Annotated in this window: 26 protein-coding genes; 23 read left to right on the forward strand and 3 right to left on the reverse strand. The window is 42.3% G+C overall.

Annotated elements, in window-relative coordinates:
• Position 1 precedes the first annotated feature (1 nt).
• Positions 2-397 (reverse strand): DUF7147 family protein, encoded by a 396-nt coding sequence (locus R2B77_RS03355; protein WP_203246121.1) that lies wholly within the window; start codon positions 395-397, stop codon positions 2-4.
• A gap of 56 nt (positions 398-453) precedes the next feature.
• On the opposite strand from R2B77_RS03355, the gene R2B77_RS03360 reads away from it, so the two are divergent.
• Genes R2B77_RS03360 through coaD form a run of 3 tightly spaced genes read left to right on the forward strand, consistent with a single transcriptional unit; the run spans position 454 to position 2,931 of the window.
• Entirely contained in the window at positions 454-1,893 is a 1,440-nt protein-coding gene (locus tag R2B77_RS03360; protein ID WP_203246122.1) for a hypothetical protein, read from the forward strand.
• On the forward strand, positions 1,890-2,438 hold the full coding sequence (rsmD, locus tag R2B77_RS03365; protein WP_203246123.1) for a 16S rRNA (guanine(966)-N(2))-methyltransferase RsmD: 549 nt from the start codon (positions 1,890-1,892) through the stop codon (positions 2,436-2,438). Before R2B77_RS03360 ends, rsmD begins: the two co-directional genes overlap by 4 nt.
• Positions 2,439-2,448: 10 nt before the next feature.
• Entirely contained in the window at positions 2,449-2,931 is a 483-nt protein-coding gene (coaD, locus tag R2B77_RS03370; protein ID WP_203246124.1) for a pantetheine-phosphate adenylyltransferase, read from the forward strand.
• A 46-nt stretch (positions 2,932-2,977) separates the two neighbouring features.
• Here the strand turns inward: coaD and R2B77_RS03375 are convergent, their stop codons facing one another.
• On the reverse strand, positions 2,978-3,898 hold the full coding sequence (locus R2B77_RS03375; protein WP_203246125.1) for a hypothetical protein: 921 nt from the start codon (positions 3,896-3,898) through the stop codon (positions 2,978-2,980).
• Positions 3,899-4,021: 123 nt separating this feature from the next.
• On the opposite strand from R2B77_RS03375, the gene R2B77_RS03380 reads away from it, so the two are divergent.
• The gene (locus tag R2B77_RS03380) at positions 4,022-5,068 is read left to right on the forward strand and encodes a SepM family pheromone-processing serine protease (RefSeq protein ID WP_203246126.1); all 1,047 of its coding nucleotides are present in this window, start codon (positions 4,022-4,024) and stop codon (positions 5,066-5,068) included.
• Positions 5,069-5,115: 47 nt separating this feature from the next.
• Here the strand turns inward: R2B77_RS03380 and R2B77_RS03385 are convergent, their stop codons facing one another.
• A complete protein-coding gene (locus R2B77_RS03385; protein ID WP_203246127.1) occupies positions 5,116-6,333 on the reverse strand; it encodes a nucleotidyltransferase in 1,218 nt (405 codons plus the stop codon).
• Positions 6,334-6,459: 126 nt separating this feature from the next.
• Here R2B77_RS03385 and R2B77_RS03390 point away from each other — a divergent pair, with 126 nt between their 5' ends.
• The 19 genes from R2B77_RS03390 (at position 6,460) to R2B77_RS03480 (ending at position 25,938) form a co-directional block, all read left to right on the forward strand.
• Positions 6,460-6,993, forward strand: coding sequence for a YceD family protein (locus R2B77_RS03390; protein ID WP_203246128.1), 534 nt, complete (start codon positions 6,460-6,462; stop codon positions 6,991-6,993).
• A 24-nt stretch (positions 6,994-7,017) separates the two neighbouring features.
• On the forward strand, positions 7,018-7,191 hold the full coding sequence (rpmF, locus tag R2B77_RS03395; protein WP_203246129.1) for a 50S ribosomal protein L32: 174 nt from the start codon (positions 7,018-7,020) through the stop codon (positions 7,189-7,191).
• Positions 7,192-7,407: 216 nt separating this feature from the next.
• On the forward strand, positions 7,408-8,166 hold the full coding sequence (locus R2B77_RS03400) for an enoyl-CoA hydratase/isomerase family protein (RefSeq protein ID WP_203246130.1): 759 nt from the start codon (positions 7,408-7,410) through the stop codon (positions 8,164-8,166).
• 119 nt (positions 8,167-8,285) lie between these two features.
• On the forward strand, positions 8,286-9,641 hold the full coding sequence (locus R2B77_RS03405) for an acetyl-CoA carboxylase biotin carboxylase subunit (protein ID WP_203246131.1): 1,356 nt from the start codon (positions 8,286-8,288) through the stop codon (positions 9,639-9,641).
• Positions 9,641-9,856, forward strand: coding sequence for an acetyl-CoA carboxylase biotin carboxyl carrier protein subunit (locus R2B77_RS03410; protein ID WP_203246132.1), 216 nt, complete (start codon positions 9,641-9,643; stop codon positions 9,854-9,856). Before R2B77_RS03405 ends, R2B77_RS03410 begins: the two co-directional genes overlap by 1 nt.
• A 23-nt stretch (positions 9,857-9,879) precedes the next feature.
• Positions 9,880-11,412 carry an acyl-CoA carboxylase subunit beta gene (locus R2B77_RS03415; protein WP_203246133.1) on the forward strand — a complete coding sequence of 511 codons (1,533 nt, stop codon included), beginning with the start codon at positions 9,880-9,882 and terminating at the stop codon, positions 11,410-11,412.
• A 269-nt stretch (positions 11,413-11,681) separates the two neighbouring features.
• On the forward strand, positions 11,682-12,584 hold the full coding sequence (locus R2B77_RS03420; RefSeq protein WP_203246134.1) for a ketopantoate reductase family protein: 903 nt from the start codon (positions 11,682-11,684) through the stop codon (positions 12,582-12,584).
• Positions 12,585-12,971: a DUF3397 domain-containing protein gene (locus tag R2B77_RS03425; protein ID WP_203246135.1), complete on the forward strand. Its 387-nt coding sequence runs from the start codon at positions 12,585-12,587 to the stop codon at positions 12,969-12,971.
• A gap of 89 nt (positions 12,972-13,060) precedes the next feature.
• On the forward strand, positions 13,061-14,680 hold the full coding sequence (bshC, locus tag R2B77_RS03430; protein WP_203246136.1) for a bacillithiol biosynthesis cysteine-adding enzyme BshC: 1,620 nt from the start codon (positions 13,061-13,063) through the stop codon (positions 14,678-14,680).
• 234 nt (positions 14,681-14,914) lie between these two features.
• On the forward strand, positions 14,915-15,346 hold the full coding sequence (mraZ, locus tag R2B77_RS03435; protein ID WP_203246137.1) for a division/cell wall cluster transcriptional repressor MraZ: 432 nt from the start codon (positions 14,915-14,917) through the stop codon (positions 15,344-15,346).
• Positions 15,347-15,392: 46 nt separating this feature from the next.
• Entirely contained in the window at positions 15,393-16,325 is a 933-nt protein-coding gene (gene rsmH, locus R2B77_RS03440; RefSeq protein ID WP_203246138.1) for a 16S rRNA (cytosine(1402)-N(4))-methyltransferase RsmH, read from the forward strand.
• A gap of 16 nt (positions 16,326-16,341) precedes the next feature.
• Positions 16,342-16,713 carry a cell division protein FtsL gene (gene ftsL / locus R2B77_RS03445; RefSeq protein ID WP_203246139.1) on the forward strand — a complete coding sequence of 124 codons (372 nt, stop codon included), beginning with the start codon at positions 16,342-16,344 and terminating at the stop codon, positions 16,711-16,713.
• Positions 16,714-16,754: 41 nt separating this feature from the next.
• Positions 16,755-18,938, forward strand: a complete 2,184-nt coding sequence (locus R2B77_RS03450; RefSeq protein ID WP_203246140.1) for a penicillin-binding protein — start codon at positions 16,755-16,757, stop codon at positions 18,936-18,938.
• Between the two features lie 52 nt (positions 18,939-18,990).
• Positions 18,991-20,898, forward strand: coding sequence for a penicillin-binding transpeptidase domain-containing protein (locus tag R2B77_RS03455; protein WP_212391072.1), 1,908 nt, complete (start codon positions 18,991-18,993; stop codon positions 20,896-20,898).
• Between the two features lie 86 nt (positions 20,899-20,984).
• Positions 20,985-21,956 (forward strand): phospho-N-acetylmuramoyl-pentapeptide-transferase, encoded by a 972-nt coding sequence (mraY, locus tag R2B77_RS03460; protein WP_203246142.1) that lies wholly within the window; start codon positions 20,985-20,987, stop codon positions 21,954-21,956.
• On the forward strand, positions 21,957-23,309 hold the full coding sequence (murD, locus tag R2B77_RS03465) for a UDP-N-acetylmuramoyl-L-alanine--D-glutamate ligase (protein WP_203246143.1): 1,353 nt from the start codon (positions 21,957-21,959) through the stop codon (positions 23,307-23,309).
• Positions 23,310-23,350: 41 nt separating this feature from the next.
• A complete protein-coding gene (gene ftsW, locus R2B77_RS03470; protein ID WP_203246144.1) occupies positions 23,351-24,421 on the forward strand; it encodes a putative lipid II flippase FtsW in 1,071 nt (356 codons plus the stop codon).
• A 16-nt stretch (positions 24,422-24,437) separates the two neighbouring features.
• Positions 24,438-25,235, forward strand: a complete 798-nt coding sequence (locus R2B77_RS03475) for a cell division protein FtsQ/DivIB (protein WP_203246145.1) — start codon at positions 24,438-24,440, stop codon at positions 25,233-25,235.
• Positions 25,216-25,938, forward strand: coding sequence for a DUF881 domain-containing protein (locus tag R2B77_RS03480; RefSeq protein ID WP_203246146.1), 723 nt, complete (start codon positions 25,216-25,218; stop codon positions 25,936-25,938). The genes R2B77_RS03475 and R2B77_RS03480 overlap by 20 nt, the downstream gene beginning before the upstream one ends.
• Positions 25,939-25,950: the final 12 nt, after the last annotated feature.

A 25,950-nucleotide genomic window follows, 5' to 3' on the forward strand; every position in this document is an offset into this window, starting at 1 on the left:
TTTAACGTAAAGGCGGAAGAAGGTTGTTAAGCCGCAAAATACCTGTTACATATTGAAAGAACAGCGTACGTTCTTCGAATGCTGATGAATGCTTCAATTCAATGTAAACGGGTGTACTGCCTGCTTTTTCAGCAGCTTCTTCAAACAGCAATCTACGTTTCGATTTTTGACTATCCTGTTGGATGATTCCCTCTCTGCAAATATAGACAGGCATAAAAAATCCTTCATTTGCAGGCGCGAAGGCAACCGCCAATGATAGTGCATGGCCGGATGGCGTGGGGGAAGCTAGGATGAAAGTCTTATGTAAACGACTGCTGTTTGTATGGATAAGCTCACATAATTCGTAAACGTCTCCAAAACCTTCTCCAAGCTCTATAAATTGTTGATTTAATATCATACATAACACTACCTTTCTAAATTACGCCAATTATAACATGCATAGGAGTGTAGAACTTGAAATTTATCGGACGGACAGTTGCCCTTCTTCTCATTGTCAATACACTGCTTGTCTATATGCATTATAAACAAGCGGGAGATGTCATTGCAAAGGACTCAAGCGCGCTAACATATCAGCAGGAAATTGAAGTGATGAATCGTTCAGACGCTTTATATATTCGCCACCATTTTAATGGCTTATCGGAGGGGCGCCATGAAATTATTTGGCCGGAAGTAAGTACGGAGCGTTCGTGCTACGCCTTTGATGCCATTTCTTGTGGACGTTTAGATGCTAGCTTAACAGCATTTGTGGATGGCGATAATAAAAAACAATCTATTTCATATAAAATACTTAAAGAAGGTTCCAAACAACAAGCATTGCTATATCATGAACCGTTTGTAACACTTCAAGGTGCGACAGTTTCTTCAACATTATTTCATATTACTGATGAAACAAGAAGTGGTGGTATGTGGGTAAACGGTTTGGAGCAAGTTGGTTCAAAACAAATGGATCTGATTGATTATACATTTTTCCAGGGCTCGGGAGGAGTCCAGGATTTGTATTGGCAGCAAAATAGCTTGCCGCTTGTCTTTGAAGGACAAAAGTTAGCTGTCTATGGAACTACAAGCAATACTGAGCAGTTCCAAGCGGTTGATGCGGCACTAGAAACGATTGGAGCCGATCACTCGGCTTTCATCATTGACCAAACGAGTGTAGCTGTTCAATCACAGCGATTTATTGTTTCAGGCAATGCGGATATTAATAAAGCATCAGATTTATTTTTAACAGCTGCTATGGATGCACGTTTTTCAATTCCACAGCAGGAACGGTTGCTGGTAGAGGTACTAGCTTCTATTTTGGGAGATACAGCAATAGGCACGGAGCAATCCCGACGAGCCTATGACAAGCTAATTGTTGCACTTACTCCTGAAGAGCTTGCACATTTAAAAGAAGCTGTGAATAGCAAGGCAGGACAAGTGATGAATGCATCTGTAATGGATGATTTAATTAAAGAAGTGACGGGCTTTAAGACATCTTACTTTAAGACAGCGATTCAAAAAGACACGGCAGATCATCTATTCCTTTTTGAAGATACGCGAGAAGTACGAGTGGATGGTACAAGCTATGCAGATATCGGTATTGTTTTGAAGGATGGTAAATCGCTGTATCCTGCAAAGTCTATTTTAAATCATCTAGGCTATACCGTTACGGCAAACGAACAATCCCTGTACATTGAAAAAGAAGGTAGAAAGTTTAGATTTCCAAGAAAAGAGCCGTTTTATGTATATAATGAACGGAAATTTGATGTTAGAACGTCTCCGTTTGAGGTGCTATCAGGTGAAGTTTACTTTGAAGAAAGTTGGTTTAGGCGCTTATTCCTTCTAACGATTGATAAAACGGCAGAGACAATTGATATCGTTAATTTATCAACGGTACTAGAGGAGGTCATTGAGTGAGGGTTGTTGCAGGAACACGAAAAGGTATTCCTCTGAAATCATTAGCGGGGACAGAAACACGCCCAACATCCGATAAAGTGAAGGAATCCATTTTCAATAGAATAGGTCCATACTTTGACGGGGGAGTAGCTGTGGAGTTGTTTGGTGGTAGTGGCTCATTGTCTCTTGAGGCGTTATCAAGAGGTGTGGATGAGGCGTTTGTATTCGAAAAAAATGCAAAGGCGTGCGCCATCATTACGGCGAATGCGGAAAAATGTCGTTTTACAGAGCAAATACATATCCAACGAGCAGATGCGCGGAGCTCAGTTGCAGTTTTACAAGCAACGACTAAGAAGGCAAAGTTATTGTTTATTGACCCGCCTTATGCAGAAGTAGCATTTTATGATTTAGCAAGGGACTTTGTTGAAGCAGACTTACTGACGGATAATGCCGCTATTATTTGTGAGCATGATAAGCAATTGGTATTACCAGAATCATACGGTTCTTATCACAAAATAAAAAGTTCAGTGTATGGAAATAGCGCTGTATCTATTTATGAGAAATGAGGTTTCACTATTGTCTAAAATAGCGGTTGTGCCGGGAAGTTTCGATCCATTGACAAATGGGCATCTTGATATTATCAAGCGTGCGGCACGGGTTTTTGGCCAAGTTAATGTCGTCGTTATGAACAATTCAGCAAAGAATTCGCTTTTCACTGCTGAAGAGCGAGTGGAACTGATTCGCGTTGTAACAGCTACAATTCCGAATGTGAAAGTAGAGGCATCTGCAGGGTTGATGATTGATTATGCAAAAAATGTTGGCGCGACGGCGGTTGTCCGTGGTCTACGGGCAGTTACAGATTTTGAATACGAAATGCAAATTACCTCGATGAACCGAGTGCTTGACGAAACGATTGAAACGTTTTTCATCATGACGAACAATCAGTACTCCTTCCTTAGCTCAAGCATTGTGAAAGAAGTGGCTAAGTATGGCGGTGCTATTTCTGAGCTCGTACCGAAGCAAGTCGAAGAGGCTTTGAAAAAGAAATTTGAAGCGTAAAGAATGGTTATGGTGAAAGTAGCTTTTCGCCATAACCGTTTTTTATTTAAAAAATTAAAAAAAAGATGAGTGGAACAAGGATGACACTCCATATTCTTCCGACAACATAAGGAAGCATGGAGATGTTACAGGTTTTAGCTATAACGTACACCTGCATATGAATGCTAAGTCCGTTGAGTGAAATGATTGCGGCGATGAGAAATGGAAAGAAGGGCTGACCATAGAAGTGGTCGGTTGCAGATTTAACGCCAGACGTCATTTCCAAAAAGGATAGGGTGACTGTTTTTGCGATACCTGTATCGACTGAAAATGTAGAGGTCCCAATTGTTGATAGCACCATTCCGAGAGATGAAAAGAAAATAACAGTCGTTGCGACAAGAATAATGACTGTTGAACTTTCCTTAATAGCATCAAGTAATGGTATGTTATTATTGTTTTTTATAGGCTGAATTGGGCGAGAGTCTAAGTCATTTGTACGAAGCAGAAGCAATAGGGATATTAAAAAAAATAAAATATTGGCGATGTGGATGGCCATAAGTAATTTCCAGCCCGCGCTAATGTTACCGAAAAGCTCTGTGCCAACGAAGCCGATGATAAACATCGGTCCGGGCGCATGGCAGGCAGCAAGCAGTAAACTGCTTTGTCGCTGTGATAATTCACCGTTTTTCATCATTTCGGTTACCGTGACTGCCCCGACTGGGAATCCCCCAAATGATCCAAGTAAGTAGGCTTTAACATAGCGGTGCCATTTAGCTCTTTGTGGTGCGTGACTTGGTATTTTTAATAGCCATTGTGTCAAAATGATATAAGGAAGTAAATAAGGGAGTAATGCATGGACGAAAAGTTGTGTACCGGACACAGCTCCATCGTGTGCGATGCTAGGTTGCCAAATGAAAAGGATAATGAATCCCCAGACGACGGCAATATTTATCGTATTTGTTAGGCGAGCGGGTACTCTGTTTTCCAAGCATTCAACTCCTCTCGAGTGTAAATTCTACATGATATAATTGATGAAATTATATTCTTTTTTCACTGTTACACTTATATATATGATAAGAAAGTACAGGCTATTAACGGAGGTGCATATAAATTGGCAAAGAAAAAACTTGGCGTAATGGGCGTAGTGCTTGTCATTTTAGCAATTTTACTTGTTTACCCGTTGGATACTTATATATCCCAACCGGGTGGCGCATATAGTTTGGAGCCGTTTGTTGAAGTAAGTGACGGGGATCGCGATGACGAAGGGACATTTAGTCTCATGACAATATCCGTCGCTAAAGCAACTCCTTTTTCCTATACGTTAGCAAAGTTTTCGGATGAGAAAAAAATTCTACCGGCTAATAAAGTGAGAAAAGACGGAGAAGATGATAGGGAATACAATATACGGCAGAAAAGAATGATGTCAGGCTCACAGTTTAGCGCTATTACTGTTGCCTATGACAAGGCGAAATTACCTGTCGAAATCCAATTTAACGGAATTTTTGTCATGCTGGTGCTTAAGGATGGTGCGGCAGCCGGTTTGTTAGAGGCAGGAGATCGAATCCATGCAGTGGACGGATTTCTCCTTGAAAAATCGGGTCAGTTTTTTGAACAAATGTCCGACAAGAAAATGGGTGACAAGGTTTTACTTTCTGTAGAAAGAGACGATAAGCTGCGGGATGTACCCATTACTTTAAAAGAAATTCCGGGCAGTGAAGGGCGTCCAGGACTTGGTGTCCAATTTGAAGAGGATCGAGTGCCCATCACAGACCCTAAGGTGGAATTCCAAACATCCAATATCGGTGGTCCTTCTGCCGGACTGATGTTCACACTTGAAATTATGAACCAACTACTCGATGAAGACTTGACAAAAGGCTATAATATCGCCGGAACGGGAGAAATGCTGGAGGATGGTACTGTCGGACGAATTGGTGGGGCTGATTTCAAGGTTATCGCTGCAGCCCGTAAAAACATTGACATTTTCTTTGCACCTGACGATGATTTGCCAGATGAAGTGAGGGAGCGAAATCCAGGTATTCAGACGAATTATGAAGAAGCGGTAGAAATGGCTGAAAAGATAGGTACGAAGATGAAAATCGTACCCGTGAAAACAATCGATGATGCACTGGATTATTTGGCTGGATTAGAAGAAAAATAAAAATAATGACGCATTATAGGGAAATGCCTACAATGCGTCATTATCGTTTAAACGATAATGGGATGTCTATTGTAATCGACACCGATGCGGGAATCGTCAGTCCCGTTACCGATGCCGAGTGCATACATATTAGCAGTATGGATATCTACCGCTAAGGACGGATTTGAAAAGGCGGCTGCTCTGCTTACAATAGGCAGCTTAAGCTTTTTTTTATGTTCATTCAAATATAGTCTTCCTGTCTGTGTCATGCCGAGCAGTCGTAAATAGGATGGATCAGATATGTCGCGACGCATGGCATAAGTAAAGCCGGTAAAAATATGAGTCAACATGCGCTGAATCCGCGTCCACGTATATCTTTTGGATTTTACTTCGCGCATGAACCCGTCGAATGTTCCATGGTTGGTAGCTGCTCGATACAACAGGTTCTCAATACCTTCTGTAATGTCAGCAATCGCTCTAAGACGCTCGGGTCCTTCCCGCAAAATGGTGAAACGAAGTTGTGGATAAAAGGACTGCCAATTGCCGAATGTCTGCTGTGTAGCCTGCCAATCAAGGAGACCTTGCCGTGTCGTTTGTGGAATGTAATCTGTCACCGTAGACAAATTATCTGATTCGAAAAACGATTTTCGGATTCCGGTAGCACTTGCGATTCGATTGCCCATAATTACATCATCATGGTATTGCGCAACGATGCGTGGGATTGTTGTAGCTGTCATCGTTGATTGGATATCTAAAGCCGATTGCATATAATGAAAGCCCAATATATTATTGGGTTTTGATAAGTCAGCTAGTGTGCCTTGTGTATTGGAGGAGTGGGCAGCTGCTTTATAGGCTTCATTTAAAGCTTTTGGATAACTAAGTCCTCGTTTTGTCGCTTCTTTTACGGCTTGATCGTAGAGTGTTCCTGCTTGTTGGATAAGGTGAAGACTTCTTTCAAGCGGTTCAATTTCACCGTCCTCACTGCCGAAGCAAAAAGAACTGCACTGTGAGGCGTCTAGCAGCTGAATAGCGCCCTTCGCGAAGATTGGAGCATTAGCGGTAGCAAATGCGTAAGGAAGCTCAAAAACAATGTCGACGCCATTAGACAGTGCCATTTTAGTACGCGTCCATTTATCGACGAATGCAGGCTCTCCTCGTTGCAGGAAATTACCACTCATGACAGCAATGACAATATCTGCTCCAGTTATCTCTTTACTTTGCAATGCATGATAGGCATGTCCATTATGAAATGGATTATATTCAACAACAATCCCCGTTGCTTTCAAATTGGTTCCCCCTTTGTTACAATGTATTGTAATTATACCTATGCGGCTGATGAAGTGACAAGAAAATATCTTGACATCCCTTTTCTCCCATTATATAATCAACATTGTTGTCTTGAGGTGATAGACATGAAATGGTCAATCCATCAATTACAGAAATACAGGCAAGGTGCGATGCCGCTTGACGAAGCTGTCGACCTTGAATCCGTCAAGAAACGGAATCCGGAAATCCGGAATATTACGCCTGTCCGAGTGACCGGAAGTTGTACAATCGGTTCTAAGAAATTGACCTGCCGATTCCGGCTTGAAGGTACAATGATATTGCCTTGTTCCCGTACATGGGAAGATGTAGAGTTACCGTTTATAATCGATGCTGATGAACAATTCAGCTGGGATGAAACGATTCTTGCAGCAGACGATGAGATTCACCCCGTTGTGGGCGAAACCGTCGATCTAACCCCTGTCTTTGAGGAGCTCGTCCTCCTGGAAGTGCCGCTTCAAATATTTAGCCCTAATGCTGATAATATGAAGCAAGCAAAAGGACAAGGCTGGTCATATACAACCGACGAGGAGTACACCGCCAAGCTCCGTGAGGAAAAGGCGAAGAAAGTGGATCCTAGACTTGCTGATTTGGCAAAGTTCTTTGAATCCAAGGACGAATAAGGCGAACGTAAGGAGGTGCCCCAGATGGCTGTACCAAAAAGAAGAACATCCAAAACAGTTAAAAACAAGCGCCGTACGCATTATAAATTGCAAGTACCGGGAATGACTACTTGTGATAACTGTGGCGAAATCAAATTGGCTCACCGCATTTGTAAATCATGCGGACATTACAAAGGAAAAGAAGTAGTAGGCGAATAATAAGATTGGCCTATGAAGGTCACCGTGAGACCATGGCTCACGGTGACCTTTTTCTGTACATAGAAATGCGGAGACGACCGTTTAGATACGGCAGGCATAAGACAGACTGGCGATGCGGCGCTCTTTGTGGCAACGACTGTGTAACCCACATCTTGTGGACCTCCAAACATCTGAAGACGAAGCTAGACATAAAAAATGAAATGTGAGGGAATGGACATGTCTTATAACATTCATATTGAAAACAATATCGCTACGTTTACGATTGACCGACCCGAAATGCGCAATGCGGTGAATGGGGCCGTTATGGAAGGGCTCGAACAATTTCTAAATCAAATTGAGGACAATCCAGCTGTTGCTTTTGCGGTCATAACGGGTGCGGGGAATCGGGCTTTTTGTTCGGGTGGCGACCTAGCTGAATTTCATGGTTTGCAGACTGCGGATGATGCATTTCCGATGTTGAGTAAAATGGCGGTTTTATTGTATCGAGTCGCAACACTACCAATGCCTGTAATTGCAGTCGTTAACGGTGCGGCTGTCGGTGGTGGCTGTGAGATTGCGACCGCCTGTGATTACAGATTGGTTTCATCACACACGAAGGCTGGATTTATCCAGGGGACGTTGGCGATTACGACGGGTTGGGGTGGCGCAACATTACTATTCGAAAAGGACGGAAAGCATGACCGGGTATTCCGTTTGCTGTCAGAGGCAGAAATTCATACAGCAGATCAGCTGTTGGATGCTGGATGGGCGACGGAGTTATATAAGGGGAGTGCTGAGGAGGGGCTCACAAGTTTCTTAACTAAAATGTCCAACATCCATCCGTCTGTCCATCGCGCATATAAGACAATTGCTATACGTAAGTGGACAGCTGATTTCATGCGTGATCGTATGCTTGAGGAAGCACGTCAATGCTCATTGCTATGGGAAAGTAAAGCGCACCATGAGGCGGTAGAACGATTTTTATTAAAAAGATAATTGACTCGCTCGAGACTATAAAAAAATGTTTTTTTACGACAAGGGTTGAAAACGGTTTCATTTATCGTTTACACTAAAGAAGGAATGGAAGTTCATGTTCAAAAGTTAGGGGGATGATTATGCAAAAGGTGTTGATTGCGAATCGTGGGGAAATCGCTCTTAGAATCATCAAAACTTGTCAGCGTCTTGGCATTAAAACGGTTGCTGTTTATTCGGAAGCAGATGCGGAAATGCCATTCGTTAAAGAAGCAGATGAGTCGTTTTTGCTCGGACCTGCACAAGTTCAACAATCCTATTTAAAAGCGGACGATATAATCGATATTGCAATTCGCGCAGGGGCGGAAGCCATCCATCCAGGTTATGGATTACTATCGGAAAATGCTGAATTTGTACGTAAAATTCAACAGGCAGGTATGCTATTCATCGGACCTGACGCGGATACGATTGATAAAATGGGTGACAAAATTGGTTCGCGTGGGACGATGCAAGCGGCTGGGGTGCCGGTTGTGCCGGGAACTGATGAAGGAGTTGCCTCGCTAGAGGAAGCGGTGCAAGCAGCAGCAGACATCGGATATCCAGTCATGCTGAAAGCGAGCGCAGGAGGCGGAGGAATCGGTATGATTCGGTGTGAAAATGAGCAAGCGCTCAGTCAACATTTTCAATCGATCAAAACCCGCGCTAAAGCTTATTTTGGTGATGATGTTGTATTTCTAGAAAAGTTTGTCACTAATGCCCGTCATATTGAAGTGCAAATTTTTGGGGACCATCAAGGGAATATCGTTCATCTGTTTGAGCGAAATTGTTCTGTGCAGCGTCGCAATCAAAAAGTGATTGAGGAATCACCTTCTCCTCATCTACCAGAAGAAGCAAGACGGCGATTGTTACAAGCTGCGGTCGATGCGGCGAAAGCGGTAGGTTATAAAAATGCGGGGACTGTCGAATTTATTGTCGATGATAACAACCAATTTTATTTTCTCGAAATGAATACAAGGCTACAAGTTGAACACCCCGTCACAGAATTAGTAACGGGCTATGATCTTGTTAACTGGCAACTTGAAGTTGCTAAAGGTAATGAGCTACCAGTGAAAGATCAAGAGGCTATTCAGTTAACAGGTCATGCCATTGAGTTTCGTGTCTATGCAGAAGATCCTGTTTCATTTATGCCCTCTCCAGGAACGATTACAAAACTCAACTGGGGAAATGTAGCGGGCGTCCGCATTGATGCTGGTTACGTTGAAGGGGACAAAGTGACGCCGTTTTATGATCCATTAATTGCAAAAGTCGTCGTGCATGCAGCAACTCGCAATGAAGCAATTCAGCAATCGCAAACATTTCTTACACAAGTAGACATTGCCGGTTTAAAAACGAATCTCTCTTTATTTAACGAATTCCTGAAATCAGAGGAATTCCTAACCGGTGATTATTCAACAGCAGTACTACCAGCTTGGCTGGAACGACAAAAGGAGGAACAATGATGACACAAGTAATAGCGACAATGGCAGGAACAGTATTTACAGTAAATGTAGCAGTTGGGGAAGAAGTGGCGGCGGGACAGGTGGTACTTGTACTAGAATCTATGAAAATGGAAATTCCGATTGAAGCAGAATCGGCAGGTAAAGTGACAGCTATCAACGTGCAAGTTGGCGATTTCGTGAATGAAGAAGATGTCCTACTGACAATCGAAGCCTAAAGGGAATAGGGAGGGTGTTTGGAATGACTGGGTACAATGAAAGGCTTGAAGCAAAGCTCCAGGGGATTTTTGCGGGAGGCCATCCGAAATATCATGACAAATTGAAGGAGCAGCACAAGCTTTTTGTCCGAGATCGATTAGCATTACTGTTTGATGATGGCCATTATACGGAAGATGGACGTTTTGCTAACTGTGAAGCAGGGGATTTACCTGCTGATGGCGTCGTCACTGCAATGGGGAAAGTAGACGGTCAGACCGTTTGTGTTATGGCAAATGATTCGACAGTAAAAGCAGGTTCTTGGGGAGCGCGTACTGTTGAAAAAATTATTCGTATCCAGGAGATCGCAGAGAAAAATCGTGTGCCAATGCTCTATCTTGTTGATTCTGCTGGGGCACGTATTACAGATCAGTTAGATATGTTCCCGAATCGACGTGGCGCAGGAAAAATCTTTCATAATCAGGTGAGATTATCTGGATTTATACCGCAGATTTGTATTTTATTCGGACCTTCAGCTGCAGGTGGTGCGTATATTCCGGCTTTTTGCGATGTTGTCATTATGGTGGACGGTAATGCATCGATGTACTTAGGCTCACCACGTATGGCTGAGAAAGTGATTGGGGAAAAAGTGACACTTGAGGAAATGGGCGGTGCACGGATGCATTGTTCGGTAAGTGGCTGCGGAGATGTGTTGGCGGCAAATGAAGAAGAGGCTATTGCTGAAGCTCGTCGTTATTTAACGTACTTCCCGTCGAACTTTACAGAGAAGCCTGCACTTCGAGATATTGTGGAGGCGAAAGCCGGTAGGACACTAGAAGCAATCATTCCAGAAAATCAAAATGCACCATTCGATATGTATGAAGCGATTGACGCATTGATTGACGAGGGCAGTTTTTTTGATATTAAAAAGCTGTTCGCGCCTGAATTGATTACTGGTTTTGCACGTATCGAAGGGCAGCCTGTCGGCATTGTAGCAAACCAACCTAAAGTTAAAGGTGGCGTGTTATTCGTTGATTCTGCAGACAAGGCAACAAAATTTATTACGCTTTGTGATGCGTTTTCGATTCCACTATTGTTCCTTGCTGATGTACCAGGCTTTATGATTGGTACGAAAGTGGAGCGTGCAGGGATTATCCGTCATGGTGCCAAACTAATTATGGCGATGAGCTCTGCAACGGTACCAAAAATATCTGTTATTGTTCGAAAAGCCTACGGTGCAGGTCTTTATGCGATGGCTGGACCAGCATTTGAGCCAGATGTTTGTATTGCGCTTCCAACTGCTCAAATTGCTGTCATGGGACCAGAGGCGGCCGTCAATGCCGTTTACTCAAATAAAATCGAAGCGATTGAAGATCCAAAAGAGCGGCTGGCATTTGTACAAGAAAAACATCAGGAATACAAAGTGGAAATTGATATTTATAAATTAGCCTCTGAATTGATTATTGATGAAATCGTTGCGCCCTCTAGTTTGAGAAATGTGTTGGCAGAGCGATTCCGTTTCTATAGTTCAAAAGATATTGCACAGCCACCGAGAAAACACCCGGTATATCCTGTATAATTGAATCAAAGTAAAAAGGTCCGCCGTCTTAGGTGGACCTTTTTAACTTCATTCAGCCTCCGGCTGAATAAAGTTAAAGCCTCCGGCGGATGCCACAGATTTTGAAGGGAGATAATGAAGGCAGTCTAAGTTCGCGACGTCCTGTCGCAACAAAGAGGGATGTAGTTCAATCCCTCTCGACTGCATAACCTACGTCCTGTAGGCCTCAAGCTCAATTCAAAATCTGGGCGCAATTACGCAGAGGCGTAATTGATAAGGGGGGCTGTCGAATGAACATAGTCATTGCAGGTGCAGGCTCAATTGGTCTGCTACTAGGATCGTTTTTGGCTGAAGCGGGAATGGCAGTAACATTTTATGTAAGAAGGGAAGAGCAAGCGCAACTTATTCGAGACGAGGGGATTCAACGCATCAACCAGGATGGAACAGCGAGTGTTTTCGATGTAAGGGCAACGACGGACATCCGCCTGCTGGTGTCGCCTGCATTGTGGATTGTAGCTGTCAAATATGCAGGTATTCCTGATCTCCTTGCTGAACTGCAGCAAGTGGAAGTAAAAAACCCTATATTATTTGTTCAAAATGGCATCGGTCATATGACGTTAGTAGAGAAAACCAATTTACCGCATATCGCTTTCGCCACGGTGGAGCATGGAGCGCGCAGGGTGGATAATCGAACGGTTAATCATAATGGGGTGGGAATGCTAACAATTGCTCCTTTTAGAGGGGGGAGGCAGTTATTTGATAGCGTTGGACAAGCGCATTCCGCAACGTTTCCCATTCGTTATGAAATAAATGCCGAACAAATAATGATGCGCAAAGTACTTATCAACTGTATGATTAATCCATTGACAGCTATTTTAAAAGTGAAAAATGGTGAATTGCTCACAAATGACTACTGTCGGCAGTTGTTCGATACTTTGTTTGATGAACTAATCAATGCGTTTCCAGAAATAGCAGAGGTTCTATCATACGAAGACGTGGTAGAGGTGTGCAGAAAGACATCGCGTAATCAGTCGTCAATGCTAGCAGATTGTTTGGCAGCCCGTCCGATGGAAATTGAAACAATTGTCACAGCTGTCCTTCGAAAAGCACAAGAACGTCATCAATCATTACCTTTATTGACAATGCTTGAAACGATGCTTTATGCCTTAAATCAGCGAGGGGAGGGAATGTGAATGGGGATTATTTCAACGATATTTGGAGGATTATTGTTATTCCCGTATGTCGTTACGCTCATCTTCCTTATTATTATGAGAAAGAGAGGGAGGGCGCCTTCATCGGTTATCGGACTTGCCGCTGACATAACAACTCCTTTTCTATTCATAACCGTGTATATCATTTTTCGGACGATTATCGGAGAAGGGGCAGGTGTCTATATAATAGGAGTTGCTTTGCTTCTTGCAATCGTTAGTGTCATTCTGGAACGAATAAAAGTAAAAGAGTTTCAAATCACTCGTTTACTACGAAAAACATGGCGCTTATATTTTCTCGTTTTAACAGTAAGCTATGTCCTTTTGCTATTTGTTGGTATTATCATGAAGGTCATCGAGTATTTGACTTGAATATGCGTGGTCTAAGCGTTTATTTTTCAATCCTGTAGCTTAGAATGCTATACTCTTTTCATACTTAAAGTCACAAAGGGGCATGAATGATGAAACTGGAAGTTTTGGCATTACAAGGAAATAACAAAATAATGCAGGCATATAATAATGATGAGGAATTTTTACATACTTTTTTTGATTATAATCACATGGAAGAAAGCTCGTATGTTGACAGACTGGCGGAGCTTGCCGATCGTCCTTTTGAAAGACGACAATTAGCAGAGACAGTACGTGCATTCATGGAGCCTTTTGGTATATCTGCCAATGCAGACAAACATTTAAAAGAGCTTGCGGAAAATGCAGTGACCGTTATTGGTGGTCAACAGGCTGGCCTTTTGACGGGTCCACTTTACTCTGTTCACAAGGCAATTACTGTCATTTTACTTGCGAAGAAGCAACGCGCTACACTAGGTATTCCTGTCGTTCCGGTCTTTTGGGTCGCAGGTGAAGACCATGATTTGAATGAAATTAACCATACGTATACGGAATTGAACGGGCGTGCAGTGAAGCAGCAATACGGTGAAAAGTTTGTCCTCAAGCTCATGGCATCGGATGCTACGTATGACAGTGTGCAAATGACCTCTTTTGTTAAGGGGATCTTTGGTAAATTCGGCGAAACCTCGTATACAAAAGACTTATTGGATGAAGTGCTGGAGGCAGTGCAGCAAGAAAAGACTTTCACGCAGTTTTTTGTACGACTTATGAATGGGTTGTTTCAAGAGGAAGGTTTATTATTCATCGATTCGGCATATAAACCGTTACGACAGCTGGAGACGAATTATTTTGTTCAATTGATTGAACAATCCGAGCAACTTGCGGAAAAAATCACGCAAAAGGAAGAAATATATACAGCACAAGGATTTGAAGCTCCAATTGGTGCAGAAAAAGATGCAGCAAATATATTTTATGTCCATGAGACAGGACGTGTTCTACTATCAAGAAAAGATGGTTATTTTGTCAATGACAGCACAGGTCTACGATTTACGACGACAGACATGCTTGAAATTGCGCAAGAACAACCTTGGCTACTGAGTAATAATGTCGCAACGAGGCCGATTATGCAGGATTTGGTGTTCCCGGTTCTTGCTTTTGTAGGTGGTCCAGGGGAAATCGCTTATTGGGCAGTGTTAAAAGAAGCATTTCATCATCTAGGTTTGAAAATGCCGATTATCGTTCCAAGGATGTCTATCACACTTGTAAGTTCACAAGTGAAGCAGGTGTTAGACAAAAAATCCTTCACAGTTGAAGATGCTATGTCCGGACAGGTGTTTACTGCAAGGGAGCAATTTATCGAGTCGTTGCGTGATGAAAATTTCAATTCGTCATTGGATGATACAGAGAAGATGCTGGAAAGTCAGTATGAACAAATTGCGCAGCTGTCAGCGGAGCAAGGGACAATGATGCATAAGCTCGTACAAAAAAATCTACAGTTCCATAAGAAACAATTGAAGTATTTGAAAGATAAAGCTGAAGATGCATTACTGTTAAAACATGCTATCGCTGTTCGGCAATTCGATATAGTGGAGGGCGAATTATTCCCAGAAGGATCATTGCAGGAGCGTCTCTACACACCCTATTCGTATTTGAATAGCTATGGACCAACACTGATCGAGGATCTTCTACAATTGCCTTTCGAAATGGATGGCAAGCATAAAATCGTCTATCTTTGAAAAAACTCTTACTCACATTTGTTTTGTGGGTAAGAGTTTTTTTAGGTTAAAAGTTTGCTTCGTGTATGTGTCATTCTATCTATAAAGCAGTTGTAATACACTTGATGTCTGAATAATCTCATTGAAACAAGTACTATTGACACATTTTTAGCGTTTAAGTGATGAATGTTAGAAAATAGGTGGAGGAATGTGGGGGGATGTGGTACATTAATTTCATATAGTGGGGTGAAGAGTATGTTCATGGGCGAATATCAGCATACTATTGATACAAAAGGACGTCTGATTGTTCCTTCAAAGTTTCGGGAACATCTTGGCGACGGTTTTGTGTTGACTCGTGGCTTGGATAATTGTCTCTTCGGTTACCCTATGGATGAATGGCATCGTCTTGAAGAGAAATTGAAGGCAATGCCTGTTACGAAAAAGGATGCACGTGCATTTACTCGTTTTTTCTTTTCTGGTGCGACGGAAGTTGAGTTGGACAAGCAAGGGCGCATTAATATCCCGTCATCGTTATTGAACTATGCGAAAGTTGAAAAGGACTGTGTCGTCCTAGGAGTTTCAGGAAGAATTGAAATCTGGTCAAAACCGTTATGGGATGCCTATTACGATGAATCTGAACAATCCTTCAATGACATCGCAGAAAACATTATTGACTTTGATTTCTAAATAAAACAGGTTATGAAACAACAATCTAAGAAAGTGGGCGGTTTCTATGTTTAACCACACTACAGTATTACTTCACGAAGCCGTCGAAGGTTTGGATATAAAAAGCGATGGAATTTACGTGGATTGTACGCTCGGAGGAGCAGGTCATAGTAAGGAAATCGCGAAAAAATTATCAGCACAAGGTAGACTGATTTGTTTCGATCAGGATACGACAGCAATTGAAGTAGCAAAAGAGCGTTTGAAAGATTATCTTCCACAGGTGACGTTTGTCCACTCAAATTTCAGAAACTTGAAATCGGAATTGGCTAAAATTGGCGTCACATCTGTCGATGGAATACTGTATGATTTAGGCGTATCATCACCACAGCTCGATACACCAGAACGTGGATTTAGTTATAATCATGATGCTCCACTTGATATGCGCATGAATATGGAGGCATCATTAACAGCGTATGACGTTGTTAATGACTGGGCATTTGAAGATCTTGTGCGCATCTTCTTCCGTTATGGCGAAGAGAAGTTTTCGAAAAGTATCGTGCGGAAAATAGAGGCGGCGCGTGAGCAATCTCCAATTCGTACAACTGCTGAGCTTGCTGAACTAATTAAAGCAGGCATTCCGGCAGCTAAGAGGCGGACAGGTGGTCACCCAGCAAAAAGGGTATTCCAAGCAATCCGTATTGCCGTCAATGATGAACTTGGTGCGGCTGAGGAGTCATTAGTCGATGCCATTACATTATTAAATCCAGGTGGACGCATAAGTGTCATTACGTTTCATTCACTGGAGGATCGTTTATGTAAAACGATTTTTAAAGAGGCATCCTCATACCCGGATTTACCGCCGAACTTGCCGGTTATTCCAGAGGGAATGGAACCGATGTTGAAACTGGTGACAAGGAAGCCGATTGTGCCAAATGATCAAGAGATAGAAGCTAATAAACGGGCTAGATCTGCTAAGTTAAGGATTGCTGAAAAAAAGTAAAGGGGGAAGTTAGTAAATGGCATTAGAGCAAAGAAGATTTCAAACGTCATATGTACGTGAGCTTGACGTACCAGAAGTACCGAAAAAGCAACCGCAAATACGTCCTGCGCGAAAAGTCTTTTCTGTAGGAGAAAAATTCTTATTCGTGCTGTTTGCAACATCTCTCGTCCTTTTTTCGACGATGATTTTACATACGCAAGCCCAAATCAATGAGACAAACAAGGAAGTACAGGTAATTGGCAAAGATATTGCGGAAATATCCAAGCAAAACACGGAACTGGCCATTCTAATAAAGGAAAGATCTACATATGACCGAATATGGAAGAAAGCGAAGGAGCTCGGTTTGAATCCAAACGACAATAACGTAAAGGTCGTGTCAGGACAATGAAAAAGAAAAAAAAGTTTCGATTTCAATGGGGAGCCTTTCTGATGTTTTTTCTTTACGGAGGGCTCTTTTTCCTTTTGTTTGGAAGAATGGTCTTTATTCAAGCGACGGGACAGGCTGAAGGAAGAGTTATGGCGACGCTTGCGGAAGCGAAATATGCAAGGGAATCTATATTGAAAGCAGATCGAGGAACGATTGTTGATCGCAATGGAGCCTTGATTGCTGCAGATACGCTGAGCTATAAAATGCTTATCATATTGGATGAAAAGGCCAGTAAGGGGACTAAAAAACCGCGACATGTTTTGAAAGAAAACTTTGGAGCTACTGCTGAAGTATTGGCTAATTATATCCCGCTTGAGAAAGAGGAAATTTTGGCTAAGCTAAATGAGTACTCTGACTGGGAAAGATACCAATTGGAATTAGGAAAAGCAGGGCGTGACATTAGTCACGAAACGGTTCTTGCAATTCGAGAGGAGCTCGAGGAAAAGGAACTATCGGGTATTCTTTTCCTAGAGGATCAAAAAAGATTTTATCCGAACGGTGTTTTTGCCTCTTACCTCATAGGCTTTGCCATGCGCGAAGAAGATGCTGATGGGAATTTATCGACAGTCGGGAAAATGGGGCTTGAGTCAACGTATGATAAAGAGTTGACAGGTACAGACGGGAAATTGAACTTTCAGTCAGATGGTTGGGGCAATAAATTACCGAAGGCGGAAGAAATCATAACACCGGCTCAGGATGGCTATGATATTCAGCTCACAATTGATAAGACGATACAAAGTTTTGTAGAAGATGCAATGACCCGAGTTGAAAGTGAATATTCACCGGAAAAGATGCTTGTCGTCGTGGCGGACCCAAAAACGGGTGAAATACTCGCAATGAGTCAACGTCCTTCATTCCACCCTGCTACACGGGAGGGATTAAAGGAAAACTGGTTGAATGACGCACTTGAAACAACAATTGAACCAGGTTCAACATTGAAAATGTTTACATTGGCCGCTGCTATTGAAGAGGGGAAATGGGATCCGAATGCCTCGTTCCAATCGGGGCAATATACGATTTATGATAAAACCATCCGTGATGTTAATCGTAAGGGATGGGGAACGATTAGTTATTTAGAAGGTTTCCAAAGATCATCTAACGTTTCTATGGCTTATTTATTGGAGCGGTTAGGTGATAGAACATTCATAGAATATATTCGGAAATTTGGTTTTGGAGAAAAAACTGGAATTGATTTGCCGAATGAAGCGTCAGGTGTGGTTTTGGATAGGTATCCGGCTGAAAGACTGACAACCTCCTATGGACAAGGTTCTACTGTGACGGCGATGCAAATGATTCAAGCAGCGACGTCCATTGCAAATAATGGTGTTATGATGAAGCCATATGTCATTGATAAAATAACTAACCCGAATACGGGTGAAATTGTCAAAGAACAAGATCCAGAAGTGCATGATAGTCCGATATCAGCATCTACGGCTAAGCAAGTGAGAGAAGTGCTTGCTTCAACGGTTACTGGAGAAAAAGGGACAGCTAAAAAATTTGCACTCAATGGTTATACAACTGGAGGCAAAACAGGTACTGCTGAAATACCAAATCCAAACGGGAGAGGCTATTTAAGTGGGGATGGCAATTACCTTTATTCATTCCTCGGAATGGCACCTATTGAAGATCCGAAGCTCATTACGTATGTTATTGTACAGCAACCGATATTGCCAAAAGGGAAGACGGGTTCAGATCCAGTAGCGGAACTATTTACCTCAGTGATGGAGAGCAGTTTAAGATATATGAATATCGTGCCAAATGGCGATGATATTATCGAGGCAACAGTTGTAGGGAAAACGGTTGGTATGGATTCAGCCGAAATGATGGCGCAGCTTAAGCAAGATGGCTTTAATCCTGTAGTCGTTGGTGAGGGAGGACGGATTGAGCACCAATACCCTCAAGCGGGCACTAAACTTACAGAAGGGGCTGTCATTCTATTAAAGACAGCAGGCGCAACTTCACTACCTGATTTTACAGGTTGGTCGAAAAAAATGGTGCTCAGTTTTAAAATGTTGTCCGGGCTAGATATTCGTATGAACGGAGACGGATACGTAATGGAACAAAGCCTGTCCAAAGGGACGGTTATTGGCCAGCATGAACCGGTAGTCCTCCAGCTGAAGCTGCCTGTTGATATTTATAAACCAGTAGAAGAGACGACCGAAGAAGAGAGTATAGTTGGCGGTTAACGAATAGCCATCCGTACTGCATCATACGTTGATAGAAAAACGTGAGGTGTAGATGCTGCGGAATTTTATAAGTTTACAATCTAAAAAGAGATTGCGAGCAACTTTTGTGATATTTGTGATTTTGCTCGCACTAGTCATTGGTAAGTTGTTTCATGTACAAATTATTAGGCATGAATTATTGAAAGATCGTGCTGAAGAGAACTGGGATCGCGAAATTCCATTTGGCGGTATGCGTGGAGACATTGTGGATCGCAATGGAAGTTTGATTGTCGGGAGTAGGCTAGCTCCCACTTTATATTTTATGCCTTCTCAAAATCACGAAATAGCGAGTGCAGCAACAACACTTGCAGCTATTCTCAAAGTAGATGCAGGTAAACTAACGGAAAAAATGTCAGAAAAAGCGTATATGGTTAAATTGGCAAAAAACATTACAAATGAGCAGGCGGATGAAATCGCACGGTTGCAGATTGACGGATTGTATACCGGGGTCGATTTTGTTAGGGATTATCCGAATGGCGAGTTGTTATCGAGATTGCTTGGCTTTACAGGCTATGATCATGATGGATTGGCCGGTATAGAGTATGCCTATGATCAAATTTTGCAAGGAACGGGCGATAAAATCCGTTTGTATACAGACGCGAAAGGAATACCCTTACCGCATGTTGACGATGGCTTCAAGATAGGTAACAAAGGCGCTAATATTGGACTAACGATTAATATCGATATGCAGAAGGTTGTTGAACGCGAGCTGTTGCAGGCGATGGAGAAATTCGATGCAACGCAAGCATTGGCGATCGTGATGAATCCTAAAACGGGTGAGTTATTGTCATTGGCCTCTGCGCCGACTTTCGATCCATCAAAATACCAGGACGTAGATCCGAGTATTTATAATCGGAATTTACCTGTTTGGATGACATTCGAGCCAGGATCTACCTTTAAAATTATAACTTTGGCTGCAGGACTTGAGGAAAAAGTGATTGATCTTGAACATGACCAATTTTACGATCCCGGTTATGTGATGGTCGCTAATGCCAGATTACGCTGTTGGAAACGAGCAGGACATAAAGATCAAACCTTTTTAGAAGTTGTTGAAAACTCTTGTAACCCTGGATTTGTAGAAATCGGCCAACGTTTAGGGCCAGAAAAATTAAATAAATATATACGTGACTTTGGCTTTGGGCAAACAACAGGATCAGGTATTGCAGGAGAAGCGAAGGGAATTCTTTTTTCAGAAAAAAATTTCGGTCCCGTTGAACAAGCGACAACTGCATTTGGTCAAGGAATTTCAGTAACGCCTATTCAACAAGTGCAAGCTGTCGCAGCTGCGATAAATGGTGGTTATCTATATCGTCCGTATATTGTCAAGGAAATAACAGATGATAAAGGCAAGTTATTGCAATCATTTTCTCCAGACATGCAAAGGCGTGTTTTAAGTAAAGACACCTCTGAGCAAGTGAGAAAAGCTTTGGAGTCAGTTGTTGCCAATGGCTCTGGTGGAAAAGCATTTGTTGATGGACTTCGAGTAGGGGGAAAAACGGGGACTGCACAAAAAGTCGTTGATGGTCATTATAAAGATGGTGATTATATCGTGTCATTCATTGGCTTTGCGCCGGCAGATGATCCTGAACTACTCGTATATGTTGCAATAGACAGCCCGAAAAACTCTGTCCAATTTGGCGGTGTAATTGCGGCACCGATTGTTGGTCGAATTATGGAAGAAATTGCTCCACTTGCAGGTATTGAGAAGCGACAAGACCAAATTGATAAGAAATACAAATGGGGCGATGAAATGACACATCGGGTCCCGGATTTGATTGGTATGACAAAAAAGGAAATTACGGGGTCATTGTATACGTACCGTCTTGAATGGCATGGTGGTGGTGAGCAAGTGAAATCTCAATTACCGGTCGCTGACACATTAATAGCAGTCGACGATGTCATCCATTTATATACGGAATAACATATTTGAAACAGCAGATGTGAATGAAGAGTCTGGAGTTGTTCATAAGAAGTGGCTGCTTCAGAGGATAGAAGGAGAAAAAGATCATGACACTCGTCACAATATTAACGGCCATTGCCGTTGCATTCATAATTTCAGCACTATTGGGGTACTTTATCATCCCAGCCCTCAGAAGATTGAAGTTTGGGCAAAGCATTCGAGAGGAAGGACCTAAAACCCATTTTAAAAAGGCAGGTACGCCAACAATGGGTGGACTGATATTTATCGGCTCGATCATATTGTCGACGTTAATACTTTCATACATAAACGATGTTTTGACGACACAAACGATAGTTCTGTTACTCGTGTTCGTTGGCTTTGGTATCATTGGCTTTCTAGATGATTTCATTATCGTTGTGTTGAAAAGGAATCTTGGATTGACCTCTATTCAAAAGTTAATCGGTCAAATCATTGTTGCAGTCATTGCATTCTTCCTTCTGAAGCTTGGTCCTTTTGAAACGATAGTTCAAATTCCATTTACAAATTATGAAATGGAGCTTGGCATATTTTATGTAGCATTTCTAATCTTCTGGCTTGTTGGGTTTTCCAATGCCGTGAATTTATCGGATGGATTAGATGGACTTGTTGCGGGCTCATCTTCCATTGCCTTTGGAGCATTTGGTGTTTTAGCGCTGATTTTTGGACAGCAGGATATCGCATTGTTTGCTTTTGTTGTAACGGGCGCAATGCTTGGCTTCCTCATTTTTAACGTTAAACCGGCTAAAATATTTATGGGTGATACGGGGTCATTGGCACTTGGTGGAGCACTTGCTATGTTGTCGGTATTGATCAAGCAAGAGTTCTTGCTGCTTGTCATTGGAGTTGTCTACGTCATTGAAACGTTGTCAGTCATTATTCAAGTCATTAGCTTTAAAACGACAGGGAAGCGAGTTTTCAAAATGAGTCCGATTCATCATCATTTTGAATTATCAGGCTGGTCTGAGTGGAAGATTGTTCTTGTGTTTTGGGGAATTTCTTTATTAGCCGCTATCATTCCTGTCTTGTTGGAGGTGATGTAAGTGAAAAATGTAGAACAATTTCATGGCCTGAGAGTACTTGTGCTTGGCCTTGCTAAAAGTGGTTCGGCCGCTGCCCAACTACTGCATTCGCTCGGGGCGATTGTTACGGTGAATGATGCTTCGCCAGATGAAGGCAATGAAGAGGTAGCTATACTACGCTCGAAGGGCATTCAAGTAATATGCGGCGGTCATCCAATAGGGATTCTTGACAAAGGCTTTGATGTCGTCGTAAAAAATCCAGGCATTCCTTATAGTAATCGGGTTGTAGTAGAAGCATTAGCGAAAGAAATTTCTGTTTGGACAGAAATCGAGCTGACATCGAGAATTAGTGAAGCACCAATTATTGCTATTACGGGCTCTAATGGCAAAACGACGACAACTACTTTACTCTACCATATGCTGAATATTGGGGAACAGCAGCCACTCATCGCTGGTAATATTGGAACAGTGTCGTGCTCGGTTGCTGAAAAGGCCAAAGAAGAACAAGTCATTGTTTTAGAAGCCTCGTCATTTCAATTAATGGGGACAGAAACATTCCGTCCACATATTGCCGTTTGGACGAATTTGTATGATGCGCATCTCGATTATCACGGGTCGTCCGAAGCTTATGCTTTTGCAAAGTCGGCAATCACGACGAACCAAACACAAGAGGATTACGTCATTTATAATGCTGATCAGCCAGGGCTTCTCCCTTATGTAATGGATTCATTAGCTGTGAAGATTCCATTTTCCCTTCTTGGTAGGAGGGAGCAGGGAATATCAGCGGATGATGAACAAATTTATTGGAACGGGGAACCTTATGTAAAGCGTTCTATCATTAAATTGCCAGGTCAGCATAATCTTGAAAATATACTGGCGGCTACCGCTGCTGCGATTCTTTCTGGATGTGATAAAACAGCTATTGAAAATGTACTTAGCTCCTTTACAGGTGTCCGGCATCGAATGCAGTTTGTCAAAGAATTGCATGGTCGTAAATTTTACAATGATTCGAAAGCAACGAATACACTGGCGACGAAAAGCGCATTAGCAGCATTTCATGCGCCGATGATTTTATTAGCAGGTGGATTGGATCGCGGACAGTCATTTGAAGATTTACGTCCTTACATGGAGACAGTTAAAGCTGTTGTCGCTTTAGGAGAAACTGCCGGGCGTTTCGCTGTTTTTGCCGCCTCCTGTGGCATTAAAGAAATTATTCATGCTGAAAATGTCAAGGATGCCGTGCAAAAGTCCTATCCATTGACTGAAGTAGGGGATATTATTTTGTTATCGCCGGCGTGTGCAAGTTGGGATCAGTACGAAAGCTTTGAAGTACGTGGTGATGAATTTATAGAGGCGGTCATGCAGCTACAATGATTGAGTAATTTTGCGGAAGGATGCGTTCACTGGAAGGTAAGTTGAAAACGTTATTTATCGTTTCGGCCGTGGCGCTGTCATTCATAGGGCTGGTTTTCGTTCACTCGGCGGGCTCGTATTGGGGAGCTGTTCATTATGGAGATTCTTCGCCATTCATTGTAAAACAAGCTATTTATATGGCGGTATCCATTGGAATTGCGATTGTCATAATGAAAAGTCCATTAACTTCCAGCCCGAAAATATGGACGGCATTTTATGTTGTTATGATTATACTACTTGTTGCTGTCCTTATCCCTGGTATTGGGGCAGTAAGAAATGGCTCTCAAAGCTGGATTGCCTTTGGACCATTTAGTATACAACCTGCGGAATTCATTAAAGTTGCACTTATCGGCAAGCTAGCTTGTAGTCTGAATGATACGAAGGGGAAAGGTATTTTCCGTTTAAGTCATTTCGGGTTAATTCTTCTACCAGCAGGTCTTATTATGCTTCAACCGGATCTTGGTTCGGCGGTCATTATGATTGTTTCAGCTTTTGTCATTTTATTCATCGCTGGCTACCCACTAAAGTTTTTTGCGTTTCTTGGCGCAGGAGGAATTGCTGCCTTTGTCGCTTTAATTGCGGCAGCACCGTATCGTTTAGACCGTATCAAGTCATATATCGATCCTTGGAGTGATCCGCGTGGAACGGGCTTTCAAGGGATTCAGTCGTTATTTGCTATCGCTCCCGGCGGATTGGTTGGGCATGGCTATGGCAATAGTCGTCAGAAGTATTTATATTTGCCAGAGCCACAAAACGATTTCATCTTTTCGATTATTGCGGAAGAAACGGGATTCATCGGTGCGACAGTGGTGTTATTGCTATTTGCCATGCTATTGGTGACAGCGTTTGGCATCGCTATCCGAACGGAGGGGCGTTATGCATTTCTGATGGTCGCTGGAATGGGTTCAATGATCCTTTTTCAAACCTTTTTGAATGTCGGTGTCGTCTCGGGATTACTTCCTGTAACAGGTGTTACACTGCCATTCATCAGTTACGGGGGCTCTTCCTTAATGACGACTTGGATGGCAGCTGGAACTATTATGCATTTTACAAATAAAAAGAAGCCAGTGTGAGAGAGGAGGAGCCGACATGGATAAAGTCATTGATATTGAAGAGCGAATCCCTTCTATGCGTGAGAAGCGTCGTAGAAAGACAAATAAGAAATTCTTGTTCATGTTAATAATATTTGTTGTTGCGCTCCTCGCAATTCTCTATTTCCAATCAGACTTAAGTAAAATCGGTGACATTCATGTTAAAGGAGCAGGGCTCCATGAGTCATCGTTTTATGAAGAACAGAGCGGACTAACGATGGACAACCCTTTATGGAGTTTTAACATTTCGAATGTGGAAAATCGATTGATGGACATTAAGGGTGTTGAGGAAGTAGTAGTCTCTCGAAAATGGCTGCGAAATATCGAAATTGTTATTACTGAATGGAACACGGTTGCTTATCTTGAAGAGAATGGGCAATATAGCTTGTTGCTTGAAAATGGCGATACATTCCCGACGGGGGTGTTATTGCGAGAAGCAGAGGCACCTATCCTTAATAACTTTACGAATGAGGATAGCCTAAAGCGAATGTCTGCTCAATTGTTGAAAATGGAAAGTGATGTATACCATCTCATTTCTGAAATCATTTTCGATGGGGCGGCGGAAGATGAGGATAGTATTACTGTTTACATGGTTGATGGATTTGAAGTTCGCGCTATCATTTCAACATTTGCAGAAAAGATGGCATTCTATCCGGAAGTCACTGCACAATTGAAGGACTATGAAAAAGGTGTTATAGATATGGAAGTGGGCACGTTCTTTGTGCCATTCACGAAAATGTATGGACTTCCAGATGAAGAAGAGGAGGTGGATCCCGTTGACGAAGAAGACGAATGATGAATATAAGAAAAGAGGGAGACATATTCTTTTTTCTGTCGTCTTTCTTGTTCTTGGTTTCATCCTAGCCTTTTCCTATCGAACACTTGGCACGCATGATGAAACTGACAATATTCAATCTGCATCCTTCCTCAATGAAGAAAAATATCGGGAAGATTTGATAAGTCAACAAGAACGTAACAAGGAGTTAACTGATGAAATCGCCGCTAAGCAGGAAGAGATTCGTGAGTATGAGCGTTCCTTTTCTACAAGGGAGGAAGATCATGCCGGTCTCGTTGAAGAGGCACAGGATCTTCGCTTGCTGCTTGGTGTAATACCAGCTGTTGGACAAGGTATCAAAATCACACTAAAAGATGCTGATTATGATCCAGTTGAACAAAATCCGAATGATTATATTGTTCATGAAAGCCATATTTTTCGGGTCATCAATGAACTTAAAATTTCGGGGGCACAAGGATTAGCGATAAATGGACAAAGAATTACGTCAAATTCTTATATTAAATGTACAGGACCTGTCATTACGATTGATGGACGAACTTTTCCTGCTCCATTTGTAATCGAAGCGATCGGAGATATGGATGTACTATCTGCCTCATTGCATTTAAAGGGCGGTGTCATAGATAGTCTCATTCATGATAATATCGTTGTAACAATGGAGCAATTAAAGGAAATCCAATTATCTGCATTGAGGACTGAAAGTTGAAGGTAGGAGGAG

This window comes from Sporosarcina beigongshangi (assembly GCF_033485195.1).
Classification (GTDB): Bacteria; Bacillota; Bacilli; order Bacillales_A; family Planococcaceae; genus Sporosarcina; species Sporosarcina beigongshangi.